General features: G+C 60.7%; 27 protein-coding genes and 2 tRNA genes. 19 read left to right on the forward strand and 10 right to left on the reverse strand.

Annotated features, from left to right (window positions below):
- The first annotated feature begins 212 nt into the window (after positions 1–212).
- Positions 213–1,973, forward strand: coding sequence for a MutS-related protein (locus tag NO362_RS07980; protein WP_256544814.1), 1,761 nt, complete (start codon positions 213–215; stop codon positions 1,971–1,973).
- A 50-nt stretch (positions 1,974–2,023) separates the two neighbouring features.
- Positions 2,024–2,401, forward strand: coding sequence for a hypothetical protein (locus tag NO362_RS07985; protein ID WP_256544815.1), 378 nt, complete (start codon positions 2,024–2,026; stop codon positions 2,399–2,401).
- A 45-nt stretch (positions 2,402–2,446) separates the two neighbouring features.
- On the opposite strand, the gene NO362_RS07990 is transcribed toward NO362_RS07985, so the two are convergent.
- Genes NO362_RS07990 through cheB form a run of 4 tightly spaced genes read right to left on the reverse strand, consistent with a single transcriptional unit; the run spans position 2,447 to position 8,118 of the window.
- Positions 2,447–3,331, reverse strand: a complete 885-nt coding sequence (locus tag NO362_RS07990; RefSeq protein WP_256544816.1) for a CheF family chemotaxis protein — start codon at positions 3,329–3,331, stop codon at positions 2,447–2,449.
- A gap of 6 nt (positions 3,332–3,337) precedes the next feature.
- Positions 3,338–4,207: a CheR family methyltransferase gene (locus tag NO362_RS07995; protein WP_256544817.1), complete on the reverse strand. Its 870-nt coding sequence runs from the start codon at positions 4,205–4,207 to the stop codon at positions 3,338–3,340.
- Positions 4,207–6,828 carry a chemotaxis protein CheA gene (locus tag NO362_RS08000; RefSeq protein WP_256544818.1) on the reverse strand — a complete coding sequence of 874 codons (2,622 nt, stop codon included), beginning with the start codon at positions 6,826–6,828 and terminating at the stop codon, positions 4,207–4,209. Before NO362_RS08000 ends, NO362_RS07995 begins: the two co-directional genes overlap by 1 nt.
- A 3-nt stretch (positions 6,829–6,831) precedes the next feature.
- Positions 6,832–8,118: a chemotaxis-specific protein-glutamate methyltransferase CheB gene (gene cheB, locus NO362_RS08005; RefSeq protein ID WP_256544819.1), complete on the reverse strand. Its 1,287-nt coding sequence runs from the start codon at positions 8,116–8,118 to the stop codon at positions 6,832–6,834.
- Between the two features lie 309 nt (positions 8,119–8,427).
- Here cheB and NO362_RS08010 point away from each other — a divergent pair, with 309 nt between their 5' ends.
- A complete protein-coding gene (locus NO362_RS08010) occupies positions 8,428–8,913 on the forward strand; it encodes a chemotaxis protein CheW (RefSeq protein WP_256288207.1) in 486 nt (161 codons plus the stop codon).
- A 21-nt stretch (positions 8,914–8,934) separates the two neighbouring features.
- Here the strand turns inward: NO362_RS08010 and NO362_RS08015 are convergent, their stop codons facing one another.
- On the reverse strand, positions 8,935–10,278 hold the full coding sequence (locus tag NO362_RS08015) for an MFS transporter (protein WP_256544820.1): 1,344 nt from the start codon (positions 10,276–10,278) through the stop codon (positions 8,935–8,937).
- A 160-nt stretch (positions 10,279–10,438) separates the two neighbouring features.
- On the opposite strand from NO362_RS08015, the gene thyA reads away from it, so the two are divergent.
- From thyA to NO362_RS08065, 10 genes are all read left to right on the forward strand, one after another.
- Complete coding sequence (gene thyA, locus NO362_RS08020) at positions 10,439–11,437, forward strand: thymidylate synthase (RefSeq protein ID WP_256544821.1); 999 nt, start codon at positions 10,439–10,441, stop codon at positions 11,435–11,437.
- Positions 11,437–11,943 carry a dihydrofolate reductase gene (locus tag NO362_RS08025; protein ID WP_256544822.1) on the forward strand — a complete coding sequence of 169 codons (507 nt, stop codon included), beginning with the start codon at positions 11,437–11,439 and terminating at the stop codon, positions 11,941–11,943. Before thyA ends, NO362_RS08025 begins: the two co-directional genes overlap by 1 nt.
- 103 nt (positions 11,944–12,046) lie before the next feature.
- Positions 12,047–12,229, forward strand: a complete 183-nt coding sequence (locus tag NO362_RS08030) for an HVO_2922 family protein (protein WP_121568286.1) — start codon at positions 12,047–12,049, stop codon at positions 12,227–12,229.
- Positions 12,230–12,340: 111 nt separating this feature from the next.
- The gene (gene psmA, locus NO362_RS08035) at positions 12,341–13,099 is read left to right on the forward strand and encodes an archaeal proteasome endopeptidase complex subunit alpha (protein WP_256288212.1); all 759 of its coding nucleotides are present in this window, start codon (positions 12,341–12,343) and stop codon (positions 13,097–13,099) included.
- A gap of 112 nt (positions 13,100–13,211) precedes the next feature.
- A tRNA-Glu gene (locus NO362_RS08040) sits at positions 13,212–13,286 on the forward strand.
- Positions 13,287–13,449: 163 nt separating this feature from the next.
- Complete coding sequence (locus NO362_RS08045) at positions 13,450–14,580, forward strand: tyrosine-type recombinase/integrase (protein ID WP_256544823.1); 1,131 nt, start codon at positions 13,450–13,452, stop codon at positions 14,578–14,580.
- Between the two features lie 496 nt (positions 14,581–15,076).
- Positions 15,077–15,664, forward strand: a complete 588-nt coding sequence (locus NO362_RS08050; protein WP_256544824.1) for a hypothetical protein — start codon at positions 15,077–15,079, stop codon at positions 15,662–15,664.
- 299 nt (positions 15,665–15,963) lie between these two features.
- On the forward strand, positions 15,964–16,773 hold the full coding sequence (locus NO362_RS08055) for a hypothetical protein (protein WP_256544825.1): 810 nt from the start codon (positions 15,964–15,966) through the stop codon (positions 16,771–16,773).
- A gap of 218 nt (positions 16,774–16,991) precedes the next feature.
- Positions 16,992–17,633, forward strand: a complete 642-nt coding sequence (locus tag NO362_RS08060; RefSeq protein ID WP_256544826.1) for a hypothetical protein — start codon at positions 16,992–16,994, stop codon at positions 17,631–17,633.
- 68 nt (positions 17,634–17,701) lie between these two features.
- Positions 17,702–18,217 carry a hypothetical protein gene (locus NO362_RS08065; RefSeq protein WP_256544827.1) on the forward strand — a complete coding sequence of 172 codons (516 nt, stop codon included), beginning with the start codon at positions 17,702–17,704 and terminating at the stop codon, positions 18,215–18,217.
- Between the two features lie 1,094 nt (positions 18,218–19,311).
- On the opposite strand, the gene NO362_RS08070 is transcribed toward NO362_RS08065, so the two are convergent.
- Positions 19,312–19,956 (reverse strand): M48 family metalloprotease, encoded by a 645-nt coding sequence (locus tag NO362_RS08070; RefSeq protein ID WP_256544828.1) that lies wholly within the window; start codon positions 19,954–19,956, stop codon positions 19,312–19,314.
- Between the two features lie 58 nt (positions 19,957–20,014).
- On the opposite strand from NO362_RS08070, the gene NO362_RS14600 reads away from it, so the two are divergent.
- A complete protein-coding gene (locus NO362_RS14600; RefSeq protein WP_369335083.1) occupies positions 20,015–20,347 on the forward strand; it encodes an AN1-type zinc finger domain-containing protein in 333 nt (110 codons plus the stop codon).
- Between the two features lie 50 nt (positions 20,348–20,397).
- Here the strand turns inward: NO362_RS14600 and NO362_RS08075 are convergent, their stop codons facing one another.
- Both NO362_RS08075 and NO362_RS08080 read right to left on the reverse strand, forming a co-directional pair.
- A complete protein-coding gene (locus tag NO362_RS08075; RefSeq protein ID WP_256544829.1) occupies positions 20,398–20,673 on the reverse strand; it encodes a C2H2-type zinc finger protein in 276 nt (91 codons plus the stop codon).
- Positions 20,670–21,068: an HNH endonuclease gene (locus NO362_RS08080; protein ID WP_256544830.1), complete on the reverse strand. Its 399-nt coding sequence runs from the start codon at positions 21,066–21,068 to the stop codon at positions 20,670–20,672. The genes NO362_RS08075 and NO362_RS08080 overlap by 4 nt, the downstream gene beginning before the upstream one ends.
- A gap of 186 nt (positions 21,069–21,254) precedes the next feature.
- On the opposite strand from NO362_RS08080, the gene NO362_RS08085 reads away from it, so the two are divergent.
- The 3 genes from NO362_RS08085 (at position 21,255) to NO362_RS08095 (ending at position 23,142) form a co-directional block, all read left to right on the forward strand.
- Positions 21,255–21,647 carry a hypothetical protein gene (locus tag NO362_RS08085; protein ID WP_256544831.1) on the forward strand — a complete coding sequence of 131 codons (393 nt, stop codon included), beginning with the start codon at positions 21,255–21,257 and terminating at the stop codon, positions 21,645–21,647.
- Positions 21,648–22,433: 786 nt separating this feature from the next.
- Positions 22,434–22,589, forward strand: coding sequence for a rubrerythrin-like domain-containing protein (locus NO362_RS08090; RefSeq protein ID WP_256288216.1), 156 nt, complete (start codon positions 22,434–22,436; stop codon positions 22,587–22,589).
- A 121-nt stretch (positions 22,590–22,710) separates the two neighbouring features.
- Positions 22,711–23,142, forward strand: coding sequence for a pyridoxamine 5'-phosphate oxidase family protein (locus NO362_RS08095; RefSeq protein ID WP_256546619.1), 432 nt, complete (start codon positions 22,711–22,713; stop codon positions 23,140–23,142).
- A gap of 112 nt (positions 23,143–23,254) precedes the next feature.
- Here the strand turns inward: NO362_RS08095 and NO362_RS08100 are convergent, their stop codons facing one another.
- On the reverse strand, positions 23,255–24,172 hold the full coding sequence (locus NO362_RS08100; protein ID WP_256544832.1) for a DMT family transporter: 918 nt from the start codon (positions 24,170–24,172) through the stop codon (positions 23,255–23,257).
- Between the two features lie 355 nt (positions 24,173–24,527).
- On the opposite strand from NO362_RS08100, the gene NO362_RS08105 reads away from it, so the two are divergent.
- Entirely contained in the window at positions 24,528–25,130 is a 603-nt protein-coding gene (locus NO362_RS08105; RefSeq protein ID WP_256544833.1) for an FkbM family methyltransferase, read from the forward strand.
- Positions 25,131–25,196: 66 nt separating this feature from the next.
- On the forward strand, positions 25,197–26,027 hold the full coding sequence (locus NO362_RS08110; RefSeq protein ID WP_256544834.1) for an IS5 family transposase: 831 nt from the start codon (positions 25,197–25,199) through the stop codon (positions 26,025–26,027).
- Positions 26,028–26,465: 438 nt separating this feature from the next.
- On the opposite strand, the gene NO362_RS08115 is transcribed toward NO362_RS08110, so the two are convergent.
- Positions 26,466–26,645: transfer RNA gene (locus NO362_RS08115), tRNA-Trp, on the reverse strand.
- Positions 26,646–26,674 lie beyond the last annotated feature (29 nt).

Consider the following 26,674-nt stretch of genomic DNA (forward strand, 5'->3'; position numbering starts at 1 on the left):
CGCTCCACCGCCTCCCGACCCCGACGCCGACCCCCCGTTCCGACAGCGTCCACCACTCCCCCAACCACGCTGTCGGGCGTCCCCTCCGGACCGCCTCATACGGCGGTCCCTTCGTTTCCCCATTCCTCCTGCCGTCACCTCCGTGACGGCGCTCCCACGCCCCGACCAGTCGAACCGCAAACCTACAAGATGCTCCCGTTGGAGGTGAGGCTATGCGACTGGAGGACTACTGGGGGGTCGGTCCGAAGACGAGCGAGAAACTCCGAGAGGCGACGGGCACAGAGCGCGCCGTCGCGGCCATCGAGAACGCCGACATCCGCGCGCTGGCTGACGCCGGGATCCCGCGGGGGCGTGCGGTCAGAATCCTCCGCAGAGCCAACGGTGCGGCGGGCATCGAAACGCTCGGGACGCGGGACGCCCGCGACGTCTACGACGAACTGCTGACGCTGGCGAGCGAACACGCGCTGACCGCGCACGCCGCTGACCGGATTCGCGTGTTGACGCCGCTTTCGGACGTCGACGAACGGGAGTCGCGACTCGACCGCGTGCTCGCCGCACGCGACGCCTGGGTCGAACTGAACGACGAGGATCGCGCGGCCGTCCGTTCGGCGTTCGACGCCTACGACGAGGCCGGCGGCACCGACCGAATCGCGGTCGAGACGGCGCTCGCGCTCCGCGAGGCGGGCCTGCGCGGCGGGACCTTCGCCGCGTTGGACGACCTCGACGACGACGCGCTCGAAGCGGCCGCGGCCGCGCTCGGCACCGTCGACGAAGATGGATCGGTCGCACCCGGTACCGACGACGAACTCGATCGCCTGCGCGAGAAGCGGGACGCCGCCGCGCAACTGGAGTCGAGCGCGCTCGACGTGCTAGAGTCCGTGCGCGAGCGCGGCGTCCGAAGTTTCGAGGAGTTCCGCGCGGCGTTCGTCGAGTACGTCGCGAGCGAGACCGACGTTCGCCGCGGGCGCGTCGAGGCCGCGGTCGCCGAGGACGCCCACGACGAGGCGGACTTCGCGGGGACGTCCCTCCGGGCGCTCGTCGCCGAACTCGACGCCGACGTCGAGGAACGCGAACGCACAGTGGCAGCCGATCTGCGGGAGTCGATCGAGACCGCGCGCGAGGACGTCGAGACCGCCGTCGGCGCCGTCTCCGAGATCGCGTTCGACCTCTCGCTCGGCCGCTTCGCCGCCGCGTACGATCTGACCCGCCCGCGACTCGTCGAGGACGGACTCGCCGTCGTCGGCGCGCGGAACCTCTCGCTGTCCGGTGAGGTTCAGCCCGTCACGTACGCCGTCGGGTCACACGGCATAGGCTCGGCCGACCTCGGCGACGACGCGCCGAAGCCGCCATCCGGCGACCGCGTCGCCGTCCTCACCGGGGCGAACTCAGGCGGGAAGACGACGCTCTTAGAGACGCTCGCACAGGTCGTCCTGCTCGCCTCGATGGGGCTGCCCGTGCCCGCAGCGCGGGCCGAGGTCGGTCAGTTCGATACGGTGGTCTTCCACCGCCGACACGCCAGTTTCAACGCCGGCGTCCTGGAGTCGACGCTGAAATCGATCGTCCCGCCGCTGTCGACCGGCGACCGCACGCTGATGCTCGTCGACGAGTTCGAGGCGATCACCGAACCCGGCCGTGCCGCCGACCTGCTGAACGGCCTGGTCGATCTGACGGTCGATCAGGACGCGCTCGGCGTCTACGTGACCCACCTCGCCGACGACCTCAGTCCCCTCCCCCCGGAGGCGCGCATCGACGGCATCTTCGCGGAGGGGCTGACCGACGATCTCGCGCTCCGCGTCGACTACCAGCCACGGTTCGGCACGGTCGGCAAGTCGACGCCGGAGTTCATCGTCTCCCGACTCGTCGCGAACGCCCGCGACCGCGCGGAGCGACGTGGCTTCGAGGCGCTCGCGGCCGCGGTTGGCGAGGAGGCGGTCCAGCGCACGCTCTCGGATGCGGCGTGGTCGGGTGACTGAACCCCGGCCCGGCCGAACGCTTTTGCGGTGTCCCGTGGTACCAGTTCTCGATGGTCGATCTCCCGTGGGGACGGAGCGGTGACGCGGATGAGGACTCCGAGGACGGCGTCGACGAGTATCCGAACGCGCTCGTCGTCTGCACGTTCCAGGACGGTACGCTGGTCGTCTACGAGGACCGCGTCGAAATCTATCGCGTGAACCGCTCACGGTTCGACGACAAGACGATCCCAGCCGACGAGATAATCGGCGTCGACCTCGCGAAGGGGATCACTATCGGCTACCTCCAGATCGAACAGGTCGACGTCCCCGTCGACTCGGGGGGCCTCCTCAGCGACCCGGTCAACGCGAACACCCTTCACTTCGGCCGGGGTGGTCGGGAGTGCGCTTCGGAGGCCCGCACAGAGATTCTGGCGCACGCTAGCGGGTGAGCGCGGGACTCGGCGGGGTCTGCTCTTTCGAGGTGCTCGTCGTCGTCACATCTCCGCGCCCTGTTCGTCGATCGCGTCGGCCGCGATCGACCGCCCGCGGGCGTTGAGTTCCACCTCGTGTCGGATCCGGACCTCGTCTAGGACGTCGTGGTCGATGAGCCGTACAAAGAGTTCTTCGACCTCGTCGACGTCGATCCCGAGAAACGCGGGGATGTCGAACGGGGAGACGCCGGAGTACAGCGCCATCAACACCTGTTTGTCCTGTCTCGAGAGATCGAGCGCCGTCTCGGTCTGTTCCTCGCCGATCCGCAGAAGCGACTTCAGGATGCCGACGGCCCGTTCGGGTCCCGAGATGTACGTCTGGACGCTCGTCCCGTTGTCGTCTGAGTGTTCGACCTCGATGACCTCTCGTCGCTCCTCGCGGACGGTTCGGCGCCCCATCTCGATGTCACCGATGTCGTCGAGTTGGACGCCGACGAACGTGCCGGCGACGGTCGCGATGTTGACGGCTTCCGTCTCGACTTGCATCTTGGCGCGCTCCCACTCGGTGTTCTGCACGACGCCGCCCTCGACGGCCGGGTGTCGAACGAGGAACTTCGTCGAGGACAGCAGCGCGTCGTAGAGGTCCATCTCGAACTCCTCGAACTCCGCGGGCGCGACGAGGATCACGTCCTCGCCGTCGTCGAACTGCAGCGCGATGTAGTCGGCGACGGTCGCGACGCGCTGGTTCACGTCGAATCGGCCGCCCACCTGTTCGATCTTCGAGAGCGGGAAGGTGCGCTTGCCGCTCGTCCCCGCGAGCACGATCCGTTTGTTCGAGAGCAGGATGCGGCCGTTCGTCCAGCCGGCGTCGCTCCGTTCGCGACCGTTACGGAGCGCTTGCAGGAACCGTCCGCGCGTGTCCGCGAGTTTCGTTTCACCTGGTTTCACACGCACCTACCTCCGTGTTCGAGACGTCTCCTCACCCGCCGTGTCGCGGTAGATCCTGAGTCGCTTTTCGACCGGATCGAACCGGTCGCGACAGGACGCCGGGACGGTTTCGGTCATCCCGATCGTCAGGTATCCTCCGGGTTCGACGGCGGATCCGAGCGTCTCGAAGATGGCTTCTTTTGCTTCTCTGTTGATGTAAATGAACAGATTTCGGCAGATGACGAGGTCGAACGTCTTCGGGGGATCCTCCTGTACGAGGTCGTGTCGGCGGAAGGAGACGAGTTCCTGCACCTCGTCGCTGACGCGGTAGGTGTCTCCCTCACGCTCTATGTACCGGTCGCTGTTCTCCAGCGGTTCGAGTTGCTCTTTGAGATCGTTCGTCTCCGAGGCGTGATACTCGCCACGGCGTGCGGCCCGAAGAATCTCGGGCTTGATGTCGGTACCGAGGATCTCGACGCGATCGGCGTCGATTCGGTCGTCGTCGAGCGCGAGCATCGCCGCCGAGTACGCTTCGCGGCCGTCCGAGCAAGCGGCGCTCCAGATCCGGGTCCGGCCGTCGTCGCTCAACTCCGCGATGATCTCGCGTAACGCCTCCCAGACGTCGGGGTTGCGGAAGAAACTGGTGACGTTGACGCTGAGTGCGTTCAGGAGCGCTTCCTGTTCGTCCTCGTCGTCTTCGAGCAGTTCTTGATACTCGTCGTAGTCGTCGACGTGTCGGCGTCGCATCCGGGCGGAGACCCGTCGGTCGAGGTACGAGCGGTTGTACGAACTCGTCGCGAACGACAGCGACGACTCGACGTACTCGAGTAAGTCGTCGAACGCCCGCTCGTCTGCGTCCTCGGCGTCGTCGGATCCGGTGTCGATGTCGAGGCCCATCAGTCGGCCGCCCCCTCGGCTTCCGCGCTGTCGTCTTCCGGTGGGACCCACTGACGGCGCGCCTGCTTGCCCTCGTCGGGAATCGACAGTGAGTTCACGTCGAGGATCGGCACGACCTTCCCGTCGCCGACGACGGCCGTTCCGGAGAGTCCCTCCGTGCCTTTGAGGGGCCCCTGCAGCGGCGTCACGACGACTTCCTCCTGGCGCGCGACGTCGTCACAGCGGAGCGCGACCTGCCGGTCGGCGGGTCGGATGCGAACGATCATCCCGCTATCGCGCCGTTCGTCGCTGAGAGCGAGTGCGCCGCGGAGTCGAATCAGCGGGAAGATACGATCCTCGTGGACGATCACCTCGGCCCCGTCGACGCTCTGGACGCGCGTCTGCCGCGAGATCTCGTCGATGTACTTGATCGGGACGCCGAACTCTCGGTCGCCGACCTGCACGAAGAGCACTTTGATGATCGCGACCGATACCGGCAGCCGGATCGAGATGGTCGTCCCCTCGCCGAGCGTGCTGTCGACGTTGACCGATCCGTCGAGCGACTCGACGGTCGTCTTGACGACGTCCATTCCGACCCCGCGGCCGCTGACGTCGGTGATCTCCTCGTTCGTCGAGAAGCCCGGGTGGAAGATGAGGTCGTAGACCTCCTCGTCGGGCATTTCGACCAACTCCTCGCGCGGTCGGATGCCCTTCTCGGCCGCCTTATCGCGGAGCACGTCGGCGTCGATGCCCGCCCCGTCATCTTCGACCGTGATGACGACGGTGTCGTGTTCGCGCTCGGCTCGCAACTCGACTGTGCCGGTCGCGGACTTCCCGGCGGCTTCCCGCTCTTCCGGTGGTTCGATGCCGTGATCCACCGCGTTCCGGAGCACGTGCATCAGCGGATCTGAAATCTCGTCGAGAATCGTCCGGTCGAGTTCGATACCCTCGCCCTCGATGTTGAAGCTCACCCGCTTGTCCTCCTCGCGCGCGAGGTCACGCACGAGTCGGGGGAACTTGTCGAACACCTTCTTCAGCGGGATGAGCCGCATATCCATCACGGTGTCCTGGAGATTCGAGGAGATTTTATCCAGTTCATCGAGGTTGTCGCGGCCGGTCGAGTCGTCTTCGCCGAGCGCCTGGCGGAGCTTGATCCGGCTCGTGACTAATTGCTCGACGAGGCTGTGCAGCTCGTCGAGCTGATCGACGTCGACCCGGACGGACTTCACCGCCGAAATCGAGCGTGACTCCTCGTCGTCTTCGTCTTTATCGTCCTCGTCGCCGCCCCGGCCGCTGTCTCCACGCTTTCGCGCCGTCCCGCCACTGTCGTCGCTGTCCGCGTCGTTCTCGTCGGACTCCTCGACATCGTCGCCGGAGTCAGCAGCGCCATCGGCCTCCGCGACGCCTGGGGAGTTGCTGCCGGGGTCTGCGTCTGCCTCGGTCTCGTCGGTGTCTGCGGGCGCTGTATCCTCGGCCGCCGCGTCCGCGGCGTCGTCGTGTTCGTCTGCTGCGTCGTCGCTTGCAGCAGCGTCACCAGTCCCGTCCGCCGCGTCGCCGGCGGCCGCTCCGTCCGAGGTGTACGCGTCGACGACAGCGTCGACCGCGGCGGCCGCAGACTCGGCGTCGACGTCCTCGTTCGGGGTCGACGTCGGCGCGCTCCCGGCGTCGCCCGCGGACCCGTTCGCCGCCGGCGTTCCGGGGGTCGCCTCGGATCCGTCTGCTGTGGTGTCCGCGTCGGATCCGTCTGCGTCCGCGCTGGCTGTCGCACCGTCTGAGGAGGGGGCCGCCATATCTCCGGTCTCTCCGTCGAGCACCGCACTCACGTCGGTGAGCGTGACTGACTCGACCTTCCAGAGGTCCCAGAGGGTCGCTTCGAGTTCGTCGCGGTCCTCGTCGGCGACGAAGACGGCGAAGTCGTCTCCGAAGTCGCCGTCCTCGATGCGATCGAGGTCCGGGTCCGCACCGACAACCGCGAGGTCCTCCGGGAGGCCGCCGACGAACAAGCCGCCGTCGACGCTTTTCATATCTCCGACGTCGAGCGAAATCTCGGCGTGATACAGGCTGTCGGCGTCGGCGACGTCGGGCTCGTCCAGATCGAGCGCGTCCGAAGCTGCCGCGAGGGCTTCTCCCGACTCCGCTGAGCTGTCAGCGTCCGGGGATTCCGGCTCCACCGCGTCTTCCGTTCCGTCTGTGTCGCCTGACTCGGCGTCTGCGGAGGCGGGTTCGGCGTCCGCGGCGGCTTCCTCCCCGGCGTCCGCGTCGGACTCGGGCTCTGCAGCGGCGCGGATCTCCTCGACGAGATCGCTCGGATCGCGCTGGGACTCGCCGTGCTTTTCGATCTCGTGGAGGATGTCGAGGATCTCGTCCATCCCGTCGAAGACCAGGTCCATCCGCTCGTGGGTGACCTCGATGCGGCCGTTTCGGACCTCGTCGAGTAAGTCTTCGACGGCGTGCGCCACGGTCGCGGCGTTGTCGAAGCCCATCGCCCCGAAGTTCCCCTTCAAGGTATGGGCTTGTCGGAAGATGTCGTCGATCGCTTCCTCGTCGTCGGGGTTCGATTCGAGATCCAAAAGTGAGTTGTTCAACTGCGTGATGCTCTCTTCGGACTCGGTGATGAATTCCTGGTAGAGTTCGTCGTCCATCGGTCACTCCTCCGCGAAGTACTGCAGTACGTTCTCGGCGATCTGTTCGGCCGGCGCGACCACGTCGACGCTCCCCGTCTCGATGGCGCGCCGCGGCATCCCGAAGATCGCGGACGTCTCCTCGTCCTGTGCGATCGTGTGTCCGCCGCTTTGGTGGATCCGCTGCATCCCGTCGACGCCGTCGCGGCCCATCCCGGTGAGGAGGGTCGCACACAGCGGTCCCTCCACACTCTCGACGGCCGAGGCCATCGTGATGTCGATGGCGGGCCGGACGCCGTGAATCGGTTCTGTCTCCGTCAGTTCGAGCTTGAGACGCCCGTTCCGATCGCTGGTGACGAGCAGGTGGTGGCCGCCGGGTGCGACACGCGCCTCGCCCGCCTGAATCCGCTCGCCCGACTCTGCCTCCGTGACATCGTACCCCGACCGGCCGTCGAGTCGCGTCGCGAACCGCGAGGTGAAGCCTTCGGGCATATGCTGTACCACGAGGACCCTGAGGTTCGCCTCGCGCGGTAACGCTCCGAGGACGCGCTCGACGACGTTCGGTCCCCCGGTCGAGGCGCCGACGACGAGCGTTCCGGCCTCCGGGTACGTCGTGGTCTGCGTCGCTGCCGGCGAACTCCCTGCTGTCGATGCCGTCGACGACCCCGTGTCGGTGGCGTCCGTCTGTCCCGCAGTGGACCCCGTTCGGGCCGTCCGTTGCTGTCGGGGCGCGTCTGTTCCCGTCGCCGTTCCGGACGCGGTCGCTCCATCGGCTGCGCTCGTGTCTGTCGACGCGGTAGAGCCGGCCGTTCGCGACGAGGACCGGCTCTCCCCAGTCGAACTGCCGCGGTCCTCCGAGGACAGGCGTGCGTTCGCCGAGAGGTCGACTCGGGCCGCGGACTCGACTTTCTCGACCAGTTCGCGCTTCACCCGCGGCATCGACGAGGTGACCTCGCCGCCGGGCTTGGTCACGAAGTCGACCGCGCCGCGGTCGAGCGCCTCGAAAGTCACGTCGGCGTCCTCCTCGGCGTGTGCGGACAGCATCAACACCGGAGTCGGGTGGTCCGCCATAATGGCGTCGACGGCCTCGAGACCGTTCATCGAGGGCATCTCGATGTCCATTGTCACGACATCCGGGTCGTGTTCGGTCACCGCATCGAGCGCTTTCGAGCCGTCTTCGGCTTCGCCGACGACCTCGATGCCGCCCTCTTCGAGCAGGCTTCGAATGAGCGTCCGCATAAACCGTGAGTCGTCGACGATGACTGCCCGCGTCGACTCGTCGCTGCCGCCCGGCTCGGAGGCGGTACTCATCGCTCGTCTCCCCCGTGTCCGTCGTCTATCTCCGCCTGCGCCGTCCTCGAACGACGACGGGTCTCGGTTCGCAGCCGCGAGACGCACTCGTGTCTCGGGCCGTGACGCCGCCTCCGTCCCGTAGGCGCGTCCGGCCGGTCCACGCCGTGCTCGTACCCGCTCATCTCTACTGGAAAACTTCCCAACTGGGGGACTTAAGCGCTCGCCGGCGAAAATCAGCCGTGATAATAGCGTGCGTACATTTATTGCCGACGTGTGCGCCAAAATCAGGTAACAACCGGCGGCCCTACAGCCGTCGGCGACACGGCTATGTCGCAGGAACAACGTGCGGCGGCGGGCGCTTCAGACCCCACCGCCACAGACGACACCGACGCCACCGCCCGCCAGATGCAGGTCCTCGAGTTCGAGCTGGGGGGCGAGACCTACTGTGTCGACATCGACTACGTCTCCGAGATCGTCGACCGTGGCTCGCTCACCGCGGTCCCGAACGCGCCCGACTTCGTCGAAGGCGTGATGGACCTCCGCGGACGGACCACCTCGATCGTCAACCCGAAGACGCTCCTGAACGTCGAGAACACCGGTGAGGCGAGTCGTATCGTCATCTTCGACGCGACCAGTTTCGAGGACGACGCCGCGGTCGGCTGGCTCGTCGACGAGGTCGACCAGGTCGTCCGTGTCTCGATGGACGACGTCGAGGACCCGCCGATGGATCGCGGCGACTTCATCGAGGGGATCGTGCGACAGGAGGAGGACCTCGTCGTCTGGATCTCCCCGACGAAGACGGTCGACAAGTAGCTGTCACTTTCGCTGCCGCTCTCAGCCCTGGATGGGTTCGTGTGCCGCCATCTCCGCTCGACCAGCGACGAGAATGCCGGCGACGACACACCCGCCTGCGACGCCGAACGCCGGGAGATAGCCGACGGCGTCGGCGATCGCACCGCCCAGCACGCTGCCGATGCCGCCGCCGAGGCTCCCGATAGCCGTGTAGATCCCGAGCGCCTCCGCGCGGACCGTCTCCGACGCGAGTTCGGAGACGAGGCCGGTCGCGGTCACGGCGATGACCGCCCAGGAGGCCCCGAGCGCGAGAAACAGCGCGCCGACGACGAGCAGACCGGTCGGGGGCGCAATCGCCGCCCCGGTGACGGCGACGATCGGGAACGCCCCGGCGCGAAAGAGCAGTGCCCCGACCTGCAGTCGGAACGGGTCAAACGCCGCGGCCGCCGTCCCGGCCCGGGCGTACGCCGCGGCCGACGCCGCCGAACTCAGGATGAACAGGACGAACACCTCGTCGGTGGCGTAGCCCGCGTCGACCAGATACGCGGGTAACGGTCCGAAGAACGCCGAGAACCCGGCGAAAAACACGGTCGCTGCGAGGAGGTACCGGAGCAACCGCGCCGAGAACCGCCCGCGGAGGCGCGTGAGGGAGCCCCGACCGAGTCTGATCTCGCGGAGCGCCCAGTAGATTCGGGCAGGGCCGAACGGCACGGCGCGGGTGGCCCGCTCGGCGCCCCCGTTCCCCGCGCGGAAGCGACGTGAGAGCCGTCGGAAGCGCTGTTCGGACATCGTCGCCGCTTCCGGATAGCGGAGGAAGACGACGAAGACACCGGCTAGCGTGGCGGTCGCGCCGCCGACGAAGAAGAGTCGCTTGGCTGCGAGCGCCGGCAGGCCGACGTGGGACCCGGCGACCGCAGACCAGACGCCGCCGGCGACGAGACCGGCCAGCCAGCCGTAGCCCTGGTAGTGGTTCAGCAGGCCGAATCGCTGCGTCCACAGCGACGGATCGTAGCCCTCCACGACGACGACGTTCAGTACGGGCGCGGCGGCCGCGACGACGAACCACAGCGCGGCGTTGGCGGCGAGGACCGTCCACGGCGAGGCCAGAAACGGCAAGACGAGGAAGACGCCGGCACTCGCGCCCAGTGCGACGAGGATGAACGGTCGGCGTCGTCGCGTCCGCGCCACTAACCGCCCCCAGAGGATCGCGCCTGGCACGCCGGCGAAGGCAGCCGTGGCGGCGATGAGGCTGACCAGGAACGCGCCAGCGCCGAGGTCGATAGCGTAGAGAGGAACGAGCAGCGAAGCCGCGCCCACGGCAGCGTAGCCGAGTGCCCAGCCGTACAGCCACGTGTCTGTCGTCTGCGTCTGATCGGCGTCGCTCACGTCTGTCGCGACGGCGGACTATCGTATAGTTGTTGCCGGGCTGCCACGTCGCCCGCACCGGCACGGAGGCACGATTAGTGGTCCCCGGCGGTGCGAGCATCGCGGCGAACACAAACAATCAAGATTGCAGGCGCAACATCGTAGGACAATTCGGTCTACTATGCGTCAGTATCTCGACCTCGTCACCGACGTCCTCGAATCCGGGGGCCACAAGCCGAATCGAACGGGCGTAGACACCATCTCGGCGTTCAGCCGCCACTACGAAGTCGACCTCGCAGAGGGCTTTCCGTTACTCACGACGAAGGACCTCTCGGGCGCGCGGTGGAACTCCCTGATTCACGAGTTCGTCTGGTATCTCTCCGGCGAGGAGCACATCCGCACGCTCCGCGAGGAGACTGGTATCTGGGACGCCTGGGCCGACGACGACGGCCGCCTCGACACCGCGTATGGGCGCTTCTGGCGTCGCTTTCCGGTCCCCGATGAGGGGCTTCCGGGCGAGTCCTGGCCCGACGACGGCCACCGCTGGATGAACGACGAGGGCACGTTCGACCAGATCCAGTACGTCCTCGATCAACTCAAAGAGAATCCTAACTCACGCCGCCTCGTCGTCAACGCCTGGCACCCGGCGAACGCCGCCGTCTCGACGTTGCCGCCGTGTCACTATACCTTCGTCTGCAACGTGCAGGGCGACCGCCTCAACGTCCACCTGACGCAGCGTTCAGGCGACGTCGCACTCGGCATCCCGTTCAACATCGCCGCGTACTCGCTGCTCGCGACGGCACTTGCCCAGCGGACCGGCTTCGAGCCCGGGAAATTCGCCCATTCCGTCGTCGACGCCCACGTGTACTGTGGCGCGGGCGACCGCGGCGCGTGGTACGCCGACCACCTCGGAGAGTTGCAGTCGCGTCTCGGGGACGTCGAGGACCGAACCGGGTATCGCGACGTGCGCGAGTGGCTCGAAGCGACTGCTCCCCCGGAGGCCGAGGGTGAGGAGCGGTACGACCACGTCCCCGGACTCCTCGAACAGTGCGCCCGGGAACCGAGAGCGCGGCCGACGATCGACGTCGCCGACGTGCCGCTCGACGACCTCACGTTCGAGGACGTCGAACTCTCGGAGTACGATCCCGCGCCGGGGATCCGCTTCGCGGTGGCCGAGTGATGGACGTCGAAATCGTCCTCGTCGCCGCCGTCGCGGAGAACGGCACCATCGGTCGTGACGGCGGGATGCCGTGGCACTTCAGCGAGGACCTGGCGCACTTCAAACAGACGACGACGGGACACCCGGTGATCGTCGGTCGCAAGACCTACGAGACGGTCGTCGACGCCCTCGGCGAACCGTTCCCTGGCCGGACGAGCGTCGTGCTCACCTCGCAGTCGCTCGAGCTGCCGGCGGGTGCCGTCGTCGCCAACTCCGTCGAGGAGGCGATCGACCTGGCCTGCGCCGACGCAGCCGAGCGAGGGGTCGAGACGGCGTACGTCGCCGGCGGCGGCCGCGTCTACGAGCAGTTCCTCCCGCACGCGTCTCGGATGGTGCTCACCGAGATTCACGACGCCTACGAGGGCGACACGGCCTTCCCGGCGTGGGACGACGACGAGTGGGTCGAAGTCGACCGCGACGACCGCGACCAGTTCGATTTCGTGACCTACGAGCGGCGACGGGAGTGACGCCGCCGCCACGTCGCCACCACGTCGCCCTCTTGGCCCGGCGACGCGCCGAACGCAAACTGCCCCGGGATTTTTGTCGCGAGCAGTTCAACACGGCGGTCGTATGACTGCCACCTTCGAGGTGTACGAGGATCAGGCCGGACAGTACCGCTGGCGGCTCGTTCACTCCAACGGGAACATCATCGCCGACAGCGGTGAGGGATACGCGACGAAGCAGAAGGCAAAGCAGGGCATCGAGAGCGTCAAACAGAACGCTCCCGACGCCGACGTCGTCGAAGCCGAGTAGCGGCGACGCGCCGCCGCGGCGCTGGTAGCGCGGCCCTTCTCGGACCGTCGGTTCCGGTAATATCGTGTGCCGGTGGTGGCTTTATCCGTCCCCGGGTCGGAGTAGGGGTATATGAACCGAAACGACCAGCAGGCGTACGATCGGGGGACGTCGCTCTTCTCCCCGGACGGACGCATCTATCAGGTCGAGTACGCGCGCGAAGCGGTCAAACGCGGTGCGCCGAGTCTCGGCATCCGCACCACGGACGGGGTCGTCCTCGCTGCGCAGCGTCGGACCAGTTCGTCGCTGATGGAGGGCGAGAGCATCGAGAAACTGCACAAACTCGACGACTATCTCGGCGCGGCCTCGGCCGGCCACGTCGCCGACGCCCGCCGATTGATCGACGACGCGCGGACGGCCGCCCAGCGCAACCGACTGCGGTACGGCGAACCGCTCGGCGTGGAGACGCTCACGAAGACGCTGTCGGACGAGATTCAGGAGACCACCCAGTACGGCGGTACGCGCCCGTTCGGTGCCGCGCTCTTGGTCGCCGGGATGGACGGAGAGCGTCCGGATGCCCGCCCGCGACTCTTCCAGACCGATCCGTCGGGTGCACCCCAGGAGTGGCGCGCCGTCGCGATCGGTTCCGGGCGCGACGACATCCAGGAGTTCCTCGAAGAGCACTGGTCGGAGGAGCTCTCTCTCGACGACGGCGTCTCGATCGCCGTTCGCGCACTCTTAGAATCAGACGGCGAACTCGCCGCCGAGAGCGTGAGCGTTGCGACGATTACGCCCGATGGATACGAAGCAGTCGCAGAGAGCGACGTCGCAGAGATCATCGCCGAACACGCCCCCGAGAGCGACGACGACGAAGCCGGCGAGAGACAGTAACTCCGCCGCTATCCGTCTGCAGTCGCCATATTTGGGTACGAGACACCACGGCACGGCGCGGGCAAAACGGAACCGTTTTACACATCCCGGAGATACGGAAAAGTGTAGCAGCGCTCCGTTGGTGTAGTCCGGCCAATCATCTTGCCCTCTCACGGCAAGGACCAGGGTTCGAATCCCTGACGGAGCACTCCTTTCCCTTCTACGCCTTGTTTTCGATGGTGTCGGGAGAATCAACAGATGTCTCACCGAGGCCAAGACTGTTTGACGTACCGTTTTGAGGCAAGACTATCGGCAACTGTTTCACCCCGACCACATTGGATGTGCGCGTATTCGGGAGGGTGGTGGTGACGATGGCAAAAACGGACACAGAGAGAGAATACATCTGTGACGCGCCTCTCCTGACCGAGCCATCTCGTTCACATCTAAACGAACGACAGATTACCGACTATCGAGAGCATAGACGAAAACTTCTCACGTGGCTCCGTGACCTCGGAAAAGATCCGACGAAAGGAGAAGGATATGCTGACGGGACTGTATACAACAGAGCGTACCGTATCGACGGTTTCTATCGGTGGGTATGGAAAGAACAAGAGGACGGATACACGACGGCTGTAACCCACCAACACGCGGATGCATACTGTCGAGAGCTACTCTCCCGAGACTGTTCAGACTCCCACAGAGCGGGAGCACAGAAAGCGTTGAAGTCGCTGTTCAAATGGTATGAACACGAACGAGGTGCTGACAAATGGGATCCAGACATACAGTTAACGGGTGCCTCTCCCTCTCGACAGCCACGCGATTACTTCGAGCGGGAGGAACGAACAGCCCTACGAGAAGCTGCGTTAGAATATGGTTCTGTTCCTCATTACAACAGCCTTGATCCCGATGGACGGAGACGATGGAAACGGCATTTAGCCCAACGATTCGGGATTCCCCTTGACGACATCGGAGCCGATACCTTTGAGCGAGCGAACGGATGGAAGATTCCGTCGTTGATACAGACGGCATTAGATGCGGGCCTCCGTCCGAAAGAAGTCGAGCGGGCGAGGGTACAGTGGGTCGATACCGACAATGATGTTCTCCGTATCCCCCCAGAGGATGCAACAAAGAGTAACGACGCTTGGACTGTCGCAATCCGTCCGCAGACGACAGAAGCCCTACAGAGGTGGCTACACGAACGAGATTGCTACGAGAAGTACGACGAGACGGATACCCTTTGGTTGACCAGAGAGGGGAACCCATATGGAACGACGGCCTTGAATCGACTCTTGGAGAAGTTGTGTGTGGAGGCGGGCATCGACACGAAACACCGTGACCTGACCTTTTACTCGATTCGTCACTCGGTCGGGACTCATCTTACCGACGAACGGGATCTAGAAGCTGCACGGGTGCAACTCCGTCACCAGTCGCGACGAACGACTATGAAATACGACGCTGTCTCGACCGAGGATCGTCGGGACGCACTCGACAGAATGGGCTAACCCACTGCTACAGCAACACTCTTTTTATTCTCTAGTTCTATACCTATTTACACGGACGTGAGAGAAGCCGAACGGTCACGAAGGGACCGTAAGCGGAATGCTCCACGTGGAACCCTCGGTGACAGAGGGCGTCGTCACCACATTAATTCTACAGTTCTAGTAGTATACCACTCGTAGACGGGGTCGTGGGAGACGTTTTATTTTCAGAAAAATCAGGCAGAAATATACGATCCATCTAGTTCTATCTTGAAATTATAGAGAGCCGACAGATTTTTACGCGAGGGTACGTAAATACACCTAGCGGCTGTCTACGCCTGCATCAACGCAAAAATGGGCCATCCAATAAGCCGCTGGTGACGGCTTGTTGGTAACTTGGGTGGGTGGACACTTGGGAGCGTGTCTACTTGCTTCTTACAGGCTCAAAATAAAAAGCCTTTGCTCTTTTCACGGGGTGAAGGACGGGGGTGGTAGCCCCGACAGTCGTGGAGGCTACCCTATGGAAAACGCGAATCTCCCCCACGATAGTAATGTTGCTGGTAATTGTGGCGGCTCTGAATCCGATTACGAGCTAACGCGAGCACGTCCGTACCAAGACCCCGAGATCCTTCGTGATCTGTATCACGACGAAGGACTCTCACAGAGTGAGATTGCGGATCGGTTCGATGTCCACCGAACCACTATCACACACTGGATGAACAAACACGACATCGAAACTCGTCCTCCGATGGGTGATCGTGAACCCAAGGACGTGTATCGAATAGTCGATGGCGATGAGAAGGTGCAATATCTCGAACGGAATAACGAACTTGGTCATCTTGTCTATAGGCACCAACTCGTCGCTCTACTGGAATACGACCCAGAGGATGTGTTTCACCCAGACACGCACATCCATCATCTAATGGGTGCACCTGCTGCTGTTGATGTGCCTGAAAATCTGACTGTCCTCGATGCACGAGAACATATCAAACGCCACGCAGAAGGGACAGCGACTGACGACCCTCGGACAATTCTTGATCTAATGCGCGATGACTTCGAGCCGATGATTGGTGGATCAGCGAACTCCCACAGCGGAGGTAACGAATGAGCCTCAGTCTTGCTGATGCAAGAGAAGCGAAGGGGCGGGCCTGTGGTAGATCAAACGGAGATGACTATGGGGTAATCAGGGAAAAGCACCACCGACCCCGCCACAGTAGATTCACTGCTGAGTTAGAACCAGCGGACCCTCCGAATATTGACCACAGAAAACGTCGGAACACTCGGCTCGCACCACCCGACTTTGATACAGATCGACTGCCCGTTCCATTGGTGGAGTGTGGATGCGGACAATGCTCGGACTCTGTAGATCCGTTAGCCGACGATACAAATGCGTTCAGAAAGCACCTGATGGCCGCAGAGGTGTGCGATAGTCCACGAGCCGTAACGGTTGAGAGGGCGGCTGAAATTTACCTCAGATACCAAAAGGCGGCTGAAAACCACCCCAAGCACCGAAGCAAACTCGAAGAAACGAGAATCCGTCACGGAAAAATGTTGGGTGCGGAACGACAGATCCTCTCGGAGATGGATGAGCCGACGTTGATATTCCTCTCGCTTCGCCTGTCGCCTACCGAACGACAGAATGGACATCGACGATGGATCGAACCTGTCCGACTCGGTGGCCGACTTTCCGACAGTTGGGGACGTGTACGCGACGTACTAACATACCAGTTGAAAGAGTACAACTCCGAGTACGCTGCGATCACGTCGATGACAACGTCGGCAGCTTCACCCCACAAGCACGCACTGGTCTACGTCGAAGATCCCGACAACGAGATTACTGTAGACATAGCAGAATCTGCGATTGACTCCCACGTGCGGAATACGGTGGGTGCGGAAGCAGAAGATCACCCTGTGAACCCCAGGGAAAGTGACGCTGGTATGGTGTTCCACGACGTTCCAAAGGCCGACGACGTTCCTGATGAGACGCTATTAGAGGTGTTCAAAAGGCGGGACAAAGAGCCGTTCAGTTTACCGTCTGTGCCACTCTACTATATGGCTAACCAGCAACCTCACTGGGTTCTCAAGAATGTCTACGACGGCGAGAGCGACATTCACAAAGATTCTATCCAAGTAGACGGTGGAGCGATTGCGTGGGCGCTTCCGTGGAAGAACTATTCATCCTCACGTGGGTTCTCCGATGACAACCACTCCGACTGACTGACGTTGTCATAAGATAGTCCTTCGAGAGGACCGTTTGAGCGAGCGAAGACTACTATGGGGTATTTTGGGAAAGTCGAGAGTATCATAGAAATCCTACCGCAGCAATTTGATTCACAATTCTACAACTGAATCAACAGCAGGAATCCGCTTACATAGTAGACGACATAGGGGTATGTCAGTAATAGTTTTATTACATTACAGAGGTAGTCATTTATGTGTCGAAGGACGTAGAAGTCCCAGCTCAGACAGACTCGGAAGAGTCCTCTGAGGAGGGAATACGGAAAGAACTCTACGACCAGTTCGATATTTCGTGGTTCGGAGAGTTAGTGATAGAGTATATTCTCCCGATATTGGAGCGCGGCCACAGGACCGAGTCACGCTACAATATCAACGACCGCCCGAAAATCCTCGCCGAGATTGCCCTCTGCCAAGCCTACAAGCAGGAGCCTAAATTCAAGATACTCGTTTGGGGGGGAATCCTCATTGGTTCCTTCGACTTTCTTCACACACTCAATCCGTCGGTCTACAGCATTCTCTTCATCGCGCTCGCCACAGTCAACGGGTTCGTGTCTTCACTCCGCTCACCATCAATGATGGTAGCCGAACTTGAAGGCTTGGCTGACGAAGACGGTATGCCTGCAAACTATCGAGCAAAGGCATTCTCCAGCGTCAATACGAACATCACACTAGTCCTGTTCCTCATCGCAGTCAGCATTCAAATCTTGATTAGCGGCGGGTTCGTACGAGGCGAGGTACTGGCGAATAATATTGCTGATGGTGCGGTGAACCCAATTGTTACAGCAGGGATTCTCGTCTTCGCACCGAAAATATACTACTGGATTCAGGAGAGTGAATAACTCCCTGAATATCTATTTGACTACCCATACTGTCAAGAATTATAAGCGGAACACATAGTAGGAGTAGTATGTGCGGTATTTTCGGAATCTCCCTCTCGCTGGATACCGTTGGGATGGTCGTGTACGTGCTGGGGTCGCTGGTGATCGTTCTTCCTGGCATCATCTATCTTGAGCCAATCTTACCGCCAGGGAAATTGAGACGAGGACTCGAAGAACTAGAAACAGGCCAAATCACCGATGACCAGTGTGGTTTTAACAGTTTGAGGTCAGAAATCAATTGTCACGTTGCTGACGAGTACCAGATTGACAAGTCTGTTTCCACTCTTAAGATTATCGCTGGTACAGTCCACGTTGGTGGTGGGGGTGCGATATTCACAGTACGCACCTATGAGGATGGTGAGGAACAGATGCAAGTTGAAGAGCCGTCATTCGACAAACTCCGTTACCAAATAGAACGTACGATTCGGAAGGGAAACACGAAAATTCGTAGTGTTGGGTTCGCTCTCGTCCTTCTTGGCTACTTTCTTCAAGAACTGCCACCTTATGCATCCACTGTACTACTAGATCTCCTACAATCCCTCTAAACTTACCGAATAATTAGAGTAACGCACGCCCGAAGTCTGCCCAATTCAATAATATTCGTAGACGGTTTAATACCAGGAAGAGGGTGCCACCCGTCCGATCCATCTTCTCATTCTAATGCCTGTAAGGTTTGGAGTCAATCGCGCCACGGGGAGCCCCTCCCCGTGTTCTGATATGTTCAATACGAACACTAATTGTGATACGGGGGTTCCTGAGGGTTTCTAATCCAAGATTCTTGTACCGACACACCAAAAATATAAATTAAATTAACTTTAACTGTTCATTGGTGTAAATGTGATGCTCAGCTATGACTGACGAACCAGAAGTCAGAGTCGAAACATTACGAAGGGCAGAACAGGTAGACAGCTCACTTCTCACCCTCGTCAAAGAGATTTTGGCTATCGAAGACCGTCTCCCCGAAGAATACCAAACACCACAACTGGAATCGGTACAGACGCATAGTAGGTCGTAGAACCATTTTTTTCGAGGGGGACGATGGCCCTCGGAACTGGGTGAAACCCTACAACCCCCCTGAGTTTTCCATACGAGGTCGTAGAATGTCCCCCTCTTTCGTTGGTGAGTGTCCATCTTACAGGATGTCATAGAAGAGTTGACACGGTGCTTATTTCACGATCCCACAGCCGAATCAGCCGTGAGACTCTGCTTGCATATATTACGACCCTTCAGTAACCCCCAAGACCTTCTGACACTTCCCACAAGCGACTACGCCATTCAAAAATGGATCATCCGCTTCTTCATCAGTTGTGTGCCAGTCTACTTCCCAGCATTCGAGGGTCGATTCACAGTGGGGACACACGACTGCTTCAGTAAGTCCCATAGACAGTGTCTTGCCTGCGAGTAGTAATCTATTTTCGACACTGAATGATTGATTGTTTACCTGTAGTGAGCGATTCGTGTGTAGGCGTGGGAAGTCTTCTACGATACCCTCATCTTAACCAACGTTGGTACGTGGAACTGTCCAACAGTTGGTTAAACCTAACCTACCGTCGTCGGAGTGACCTACGTCGGGGGTGTGTTCCCACCTCGGTGACAACCGCTGGCGACTCCGTCCCAACTGAATTTAGAAAGTGTATCCTTAGTCGGTGTAAAAACCGAGATTATGAAGACTGTGATATAATCTCTTCGTGGCTTCAGGACTGTTGTAGAATAGTCGTCGCTGGATTGCTGCGATAACTCCACTATCGCTAGCCGACTTGATTGCTTCGTATCCACGAATGAATCTGTCTTCACCCACTGCGTGGATAGCATCCAGGTCAGCAACGGTTTCTTCGGCTCGATTTAATCCCCACGCGACGAACGTCAACGTGGATCCGAAATAAGCAGCCTCAGCCACAGCCGATGTTTGGGCACCGAGGGCAGCCCCGAGTCCTGCGTAGAACAGCGACACAAGGCCAACTGAGAACCCTGAAAGGACAAGACCCAACCAAGCACCACGGATGAGCGGCTCCCGCTGTTGGTGGCTTCGCTCGTGTTCAATAACTACCTGTTTCGATTCAGGTGGCAACTCATCAAACAGTCTCCGATTTATGATGATTGCGTCCGCAAACAGGACATTCTGACCGAACTTCGCCGAATCATCCGAGAACCAGTATACCTCCATCTCTTCACCGCTGCTAAGCTCAACTGATCCCCGTTCTTCGATAGGCGTCCCAGTCAGCCGAGCGAATAGCCTCGTATAACCGTCTCTCAAGCGTTCTGCTAAGTCTTCTAATGAACGCATATCGAAACCACGACGTGACAAGAATAAAATCTTTCGCTGAAACATATGCACGTAGTCTATGACCGAATCGCTCTGTCTTGTCTGTGGCTCAGAGACAGCAGTCAATGGAATGGCGTATCGGTGCGCGTACTGTGGAGAACCCGTCTGTAGTGAGCACCGACTGCCAGAAAATCACGGCTGTACTGGGAGTCAGCTACCCGATGATGAGTCCGCAAAAGGTCGGGAAGCCAAGCCAATGCGACTGAGCAACGATCAGACAGTAGGAACGACACCGACCGATACAGGCCAGTCGAGTCCAGACGTAGCCCTTGATGGATCAGTGGTCGGTGAAGAATCTGAGAAAGACGAAAGCGAATCCCCGTCGTGGTGGAAACGTCTGATTCCGTGGTGAGTATTTTTAGACTGATCTCCCCGACACAGGCAACGGTGAGTTCTAGTAGATCAGTCCTTGTCTGCGAGTGTCAGCACCAAGCCCTCGTCCTGTAGATCCTCCCACCGATCTTTGTGGACTTTTGCAAGGTGGTTGCTGAGGCCTCGCTTTGTGGGGACTTCTTTGCCGCACTCGGGACAGCGGTACCGATCCTCCCGTTCCGCCAAGGACTTACCGTGGGCGTGTTTGTGGTGGATTCTCATTGCCCGTTTGTCCTCGAAGTCCTCTCGCCCACAGGTGGGGCACTGAGTCACATCAGCAAAGGCTCTGAGCGTCTGCTGGCTCATCGTCCACCTCCGTCAGCTAATGGGGCAGACTTCTCAGGGTCACTCACTGTTGCGACGACCTGCTCAAAGTCTGCTTTCGGAATCTGCCACGCCTTGGCCTTGGGGTCGAACCGAGCCGTTGGAAGCACCGTGAAGAACTGCAAAAACGTCTCAAAGGAGTCGGTATTCATATTGCCTGTACTGCTGAACTGAATAGTGGGAGCCGTCCCCTCGCCGTGTGCAGCATCGTGACACTGGTGGCAGAGGAGGGCGAGGTTGGACAGCCTATCGGACCCTCCTTGGCCACGTGGTACGATGTGATGCACGTCGAGCGTTACGTCGGGATCCGAGGCACGACAGTTGACACACTGACCTCGGTCCCGTTCGTGGACGGTCTCCCGTGTTTCCTGATTCATCTAACCACCGCCGCCGCGAGCGATAGTGATTCCTCTGGCTGATATTGTAGCTCAGAGCACCCAAACGGGCTGAGTCACTTGTTTCGCCTGCGACGACATATCTTATTCACTGTGGAAACAGTAAAAACATATCGAGCAGACATTTTGTGAGTGTTTATAAGTGGCCAGCAATCATCCTGTGATCTGATGGACACTGGGGGATATGAGATAGATTTCACAAGAGAATATGGACAAGTCAGGATCCAAAAGCGAATATATGGCCGACGCGGATACCCTTGGGATTATCTCGTGTTGACTTCGCCAGAATATTTCACTGAAGAAATCGACTTTGTGCGCCAAGAGTGGCACCAAGCACGTAGTCTGGCGACCATCTTAAATTTGGATTACCAATACGTTGCCTATGCCGAGGACGGTATGATACCCCAAGACTTGGCAATAGAAGGTAAGCCAGCAATTGCCACGTATCTATGCGGTGTCCACGAATATACGACGGAACACATAGCCGAAATGATGGAGATACAACGCGAGACTGTGGTCAAGTACCTTGCACGGTTTGACCCCCTGCGAAGGTCAGAGTGATTCTCACACAGGCAGCTGCGATTGTACACGATGCAACGCCGTCTCTGGTCCGCATTTTAATCCTACGCTAACAAACCTCGACCAACAGCAATCCATCCATTTCATTCTACCCTCCTACCCGTCCCTCACCGAGGGCGGAACTACAGAAAGCGTGTCGGGTGGTGCGGTGCGCCGTCGTCGTTCGCGCCAGCGACGACGACAAGCCACCGCCCACCGACCGCTTGATACCTCTTTCTCTCCCAACACGTTTCCTCTGTTAGTTCAGTCCCACTTGGCAACAGGCCAACACCCCACCACCTTTATGACTCTGTATTCGGTTGATTCACTCGACACCAGCGAAAACAGGCTGTGAGGGCTGCATCCTCGACCACATCTGCTGTGCGGAGCGGTGCGGTGCGGAGACAATCATCTTGCCCTCTCACGGCAAGGACCAGGGTTCGAATCCCTGACGGAGCACTTCTCCGGATTCTCGGTCTCCTCGTCGGCGCAATGAGCCCCGAGGTCTCGCTAGACGTATCAAACACCGCCACCGAAGGTGCCGTACTGCACGCCATTCTCTCCCGCGCTCGGAAAGACGCGTCGAGCGGCTATAGTAGCATTTGCAAGTCTTCACTCATGATCAGACACTGTCGTCCGATCCAGTGAGTAATCAGTTGCAAATGCTGCTATAGACGTATCAGCGGTCTCATTATACGGGGTTGTGGCCGATTCCCTCGGGTCGACGAAGACGCTCGATATATCATCTCTCGACCAAGACTTTTCAGCCGCGAACGACAATGTTAGAGTATGCCACACAATCAAGATACCGAGGGCGACACCGGCGGGGTCATCTCGGAGTACGAATGTCTCCAGTGCGGCAGCATCGTCCACTCGGAGACGCATCCCGGCGTCTGTTCGGAGTGCGGCGGCGAGTTCCAGAACCGAGCGAAGTCGCTCGAATGATACGCCCGCGTCGTTCGTCGCCTCTCGTCACCGTGCCCGTCCCCAGCGACTGAGCTGGCGGCCGCGACATACCGTTCGCGAGTCAACACACATATCCACGTCCCTCCGCCATACCGCAGTGATGACGAGAGAGATGGGACGCGCCGAGATCGACGATCTGCTGCAGGCGCGCGGCGCGGGCGTGTTGTCGCTGACAGACGGGACCGAAACCTACGGGATCCCCGAGTCGTTCGGTTACGATGGCGAACTGCTCTACTTTCAGTTGGTCTACGACGGCGATAGCGAGAAGATGCAGCTAATGGAGTCGACGGAGATCGCCTCCTTTACGGTCTTTACCGAAGAGCCCGCCGAGAGCGTGCTCGTGCGTGGCGCCCTCGAACGCGTCCCGGAGACCGCACAGACGCGAGCCGCGACCGCAATCGCCGAGAACGCCAACATTCCGACGCTGAACGTGTTTCCGAACACTGGCCCCGACGACCTCTCGATGGCGTTCTTCCAGTTGATCCCAGAAGAGCTCTCGGGCCGAAAATTCAACGACCGCGTGCCGAAGTAACCGACTTCCGACCGTTCTCTCGGCCTTCTCGCTCGTCACTACGACAGTACCTCATTGGGCCAGACGGAGGCTCACGAACGCACCGTAGCGACTCGTCTTGCAGGTCCCCGCCTCAGGCTGCGACTCCCGGCCCCAGCGTCACCAGCGCCACCCCGACGGCCACCAGTACGGCCCCGGCGACGACACCGCGCGTGACTCGTTCGAGATCCCGCAGGAGGAAGTACGCGAAGACGGTCGTGAAAAGCGGTGCCGTCGACGCCAGCGATTCGACGATCGCGACGCGACCCGCTGGCAGTGCGAGCGCCCCGAACAGCGATAGCAGGGCGACAGCAGTGAGCGCGCCGCTGGCGGCGAAGTAGCCGTACGATCGGCGATCGGCGGACTGGAAGCCACGCGTCCCGCGGATCGCAGCGTAGGTGAGGAAGACGACCAGCGCACCTGCCTCGTTGAGCGCGACAGCTTGGAGGACGTCCGCCCCGCCCGTCCCGAGCCCGAACCGTCGGAGGACGTTCCCGAACGCGAACAGTGCCCCAGACGCCAGCGGGTAGAACAGATCACGCGACTCCCAGCCGGCGAGGTCGCCGCCTTTTGCGAGGCTGAGGACGACCAAGCCCGCGACGAGAACGACGATTCCGACCGCCGTACTGAGCGAGATCGGTTCTCCAAGTAGGCCGAAAGCGAAGACGGTCGCGAACAGCGGGCGTGCGCTCACGACCGCACTGTTGATGCTCGCGCCGACGCGGTCGACACCGACGAAGATGGCCAGGCGGCCGAGAGCCGTCCCCGTCGCGCCGGCGAACAGGAACAGCCCCGCCGTCGCCGGGTCGAGGCCGGCGAGAACGTCGCTCCCACGGAGCGCGAGTAGGGCCACGAGAAACAGCGAGAGATCGACGACGACCACGACCAGCGCCGCCTGCAGGGCGGTGCCGTCGAGCGACATCCCCCGCTTGTCTAGCACTGGTGTGAATCCCCAGATGACTGCCGGGAGGAGCGCAAGGAGGTACACCATCACGTCGGAACCGAGGACCATAGCCGGTCTCCGAGCGGCCCGGATATGAACGTGTTCTTTCGTTGTCCCGATAGTCGCAGTCGTACGCCTGCACGCACCTGATCGTACTGCAGCGTTCGATCTGTTGCGCAGCAGTTGCAACCGGTACGATAGCGAACGGATCCGCACAGCCGCCCCGTGCGCGTCCACAGACTGCCGCGGCCGCGGTTCCGAGACGCAGCTATTTGAGTACCGAGAGCGTAATTCCCCGAAAACTACCCGTTAACTATGTTTCTTCTCCGGATATCTCGCTGTGATGGCCGATAAACTCACCAAGGTGAACCGGTGGGCGACGAGGTTGGGGGTTCGACCCGTCGCTGCACGTCTTTACTGGCTGATGCGGAGGCTCTACGAGACGGCGTGGGATGTGCGATACAAACAGCATCGGCTCCGTAGCGGTACCTATCGAGTGACGGCACAGGAGGCACAGGCGGCGTTCGCTATACCGACGAGACGTGAATATCTGGATTTCGTCAAACTGCCCGAGCGACCCATCCTGGAGGAGTTGCTCTCGGATCTCCAGCCCGATGACGTGTTTTACGACCTCGGCGCGAACCTCGGGGTGTATTCCTGTTTCGTCGCCAGCGTCGTTGCACCGACGGTCGTGGCGTTCGAACCCCACCCGGCAAACGCCGACAAACTGGCGCAGAACGTCGCTCTGAACGATGCCGACGTATCCATTCAGCGGGTCGCCCTCGCGTCGTCGTCGGGAACGGCCCGGATGCAACTCGCTCCCGGATTCGACGCCGACGTGGCCGGCTCTGCTGGACATACACTACTCACGGATTATTACGACGAGGCGTCCGAGACGATTCAGGTCGAAAAACGGCGTGGTGACGAGTTCGTCGCCAACGAGGACGTACAGCCTCCGACGGTACTAAAAATCGACACCGAGGGATCCGAAATGGAAGTCCTAGAAGGGTTCGAATGGCTGTGTTGAATCACTAGACGGCGTCGGGATGGGTCACTAAATCAAAGGAGTTGAAGCGGAGAGATTCGGTTGTCTATGACACAAATCTCCCGCTTCACTGGTGAGATTGTGCCGATTGCTCAAGTTGTTACCGGTGATGGAGACGAATCCGCCGCCCCGGAAGGTGGCGGCGGATTCGCCGATTATGCCCTCGTTTCCCTCCATTGTCTGCGGATTTACCTCAACACGTCCTACCGAATGACGATTGACCTGCTGAAGGAGATGCCGCAAATAACTGGGGAGATCGGCCTCAGCGCGGCCGATCTCCCCTCGCCATCCACGTTGTGTAAAGCGTTCGACCGGATCAGTATGAGTGTCTGCCGAGTGCTGCTGCGCCAGTCGGCGCAGCTGCACGACCCCTCGAAACACGGTGCAATCGATGCTACATTCTACGAACGCTCGGCTGCGAGCCGCCACTATTGCCAGCGAACGAGTTACCGCGTGCAGAAGCTTAAGATCACGAAACTCGTCGATACAGACTCTCAAGCCATCCTTGACGTTCACTGCTCAACGAACCGTGAAGGTAGCGACGCGGATCTCGCCGAGCAGATCGCCCGCCGAAATGCGGGCGATCTGCGGTCTCTTGCCGCCGACAAGGGATACGACAAGAAATCGCTCCGCGAATCCCTTCGTGACCTCGGGATTCGCCCGCTCATCAAACATCGCATCTTCGCACCCTATGATCACGCGCACAACGCCAGAATCGACGAACAGCGCTACAATCAGCGCTCTATGTCCGAGACCGTGAACTCGGCTGTCAAGCGCTCGCTCGGCTTCGCCGTGCGAGCGCGTTCGTGGTTCCGTGAGTTCCGAGAAATCGCTCTGATGTGTGTCGTCTATAACATCAAGCGAGCTGTAAAACAGTGAATTCCATCGCCGTATGGCGATTCAACACAGCCGTTCGAATCGACTTTGGCACGTCCCGAGTGTCGACTCGTGTACTGTGAACTCCACGAGGACCGTCTCAATTCTCGGGGCCACTCGGTTTCGGACGTGTACGACCTCCTCGAATCACACGGCTTCTCTGTCGAAGACTGCTCGATAGAGGGGTACCAGACGTTCGTTCGTGGTGAAAAATAGGGAACTATAGTAGCATTTGCAAGTCTTCACTCATCGGATCGTACGCTGTCGTGCGATTGGATGAGCAATCAGTTGCAAATGCTACTATAATTGGTTCCTCAGTGTCCATTCTCCTCTGAGAGTGCCAGAGACTGCTATTTACCGTTCATCAATCCACAGGCCACAGAATTCGCAGATTTTTGGTTCTGTGTTTACCTGAGGTTCAGAAAGTTTTATTTTTTGGAATGGGGCCGGAGGGATTTGAACCCCCGATCGACTGATATCTCCGGTACGCGCCTCGGTACTCCAGAGGGTCGTCGTCGCGAACCGATGATCAGTCGGCCGCTCGGTATATCAGTCTGGAGTGTCGTCACCGGGCGCCAAGCCTCTGGAGTCAGTCGCCATGCCGGGCTTGGCCACGGCCCCTCTGCGTGCATCCGCTCGTATGCTGATTC

Origin of the sequence: Halobellus inordinatus (genome assembly GCF_024498335.1) — an archaeon.
Taxonomy (GTDB): Archaea; Halobacteriota; Halobacteria; order Halobacteriales; family Haloferacaceae; genus Haloquadratum; species Haloquadratum inordinatus.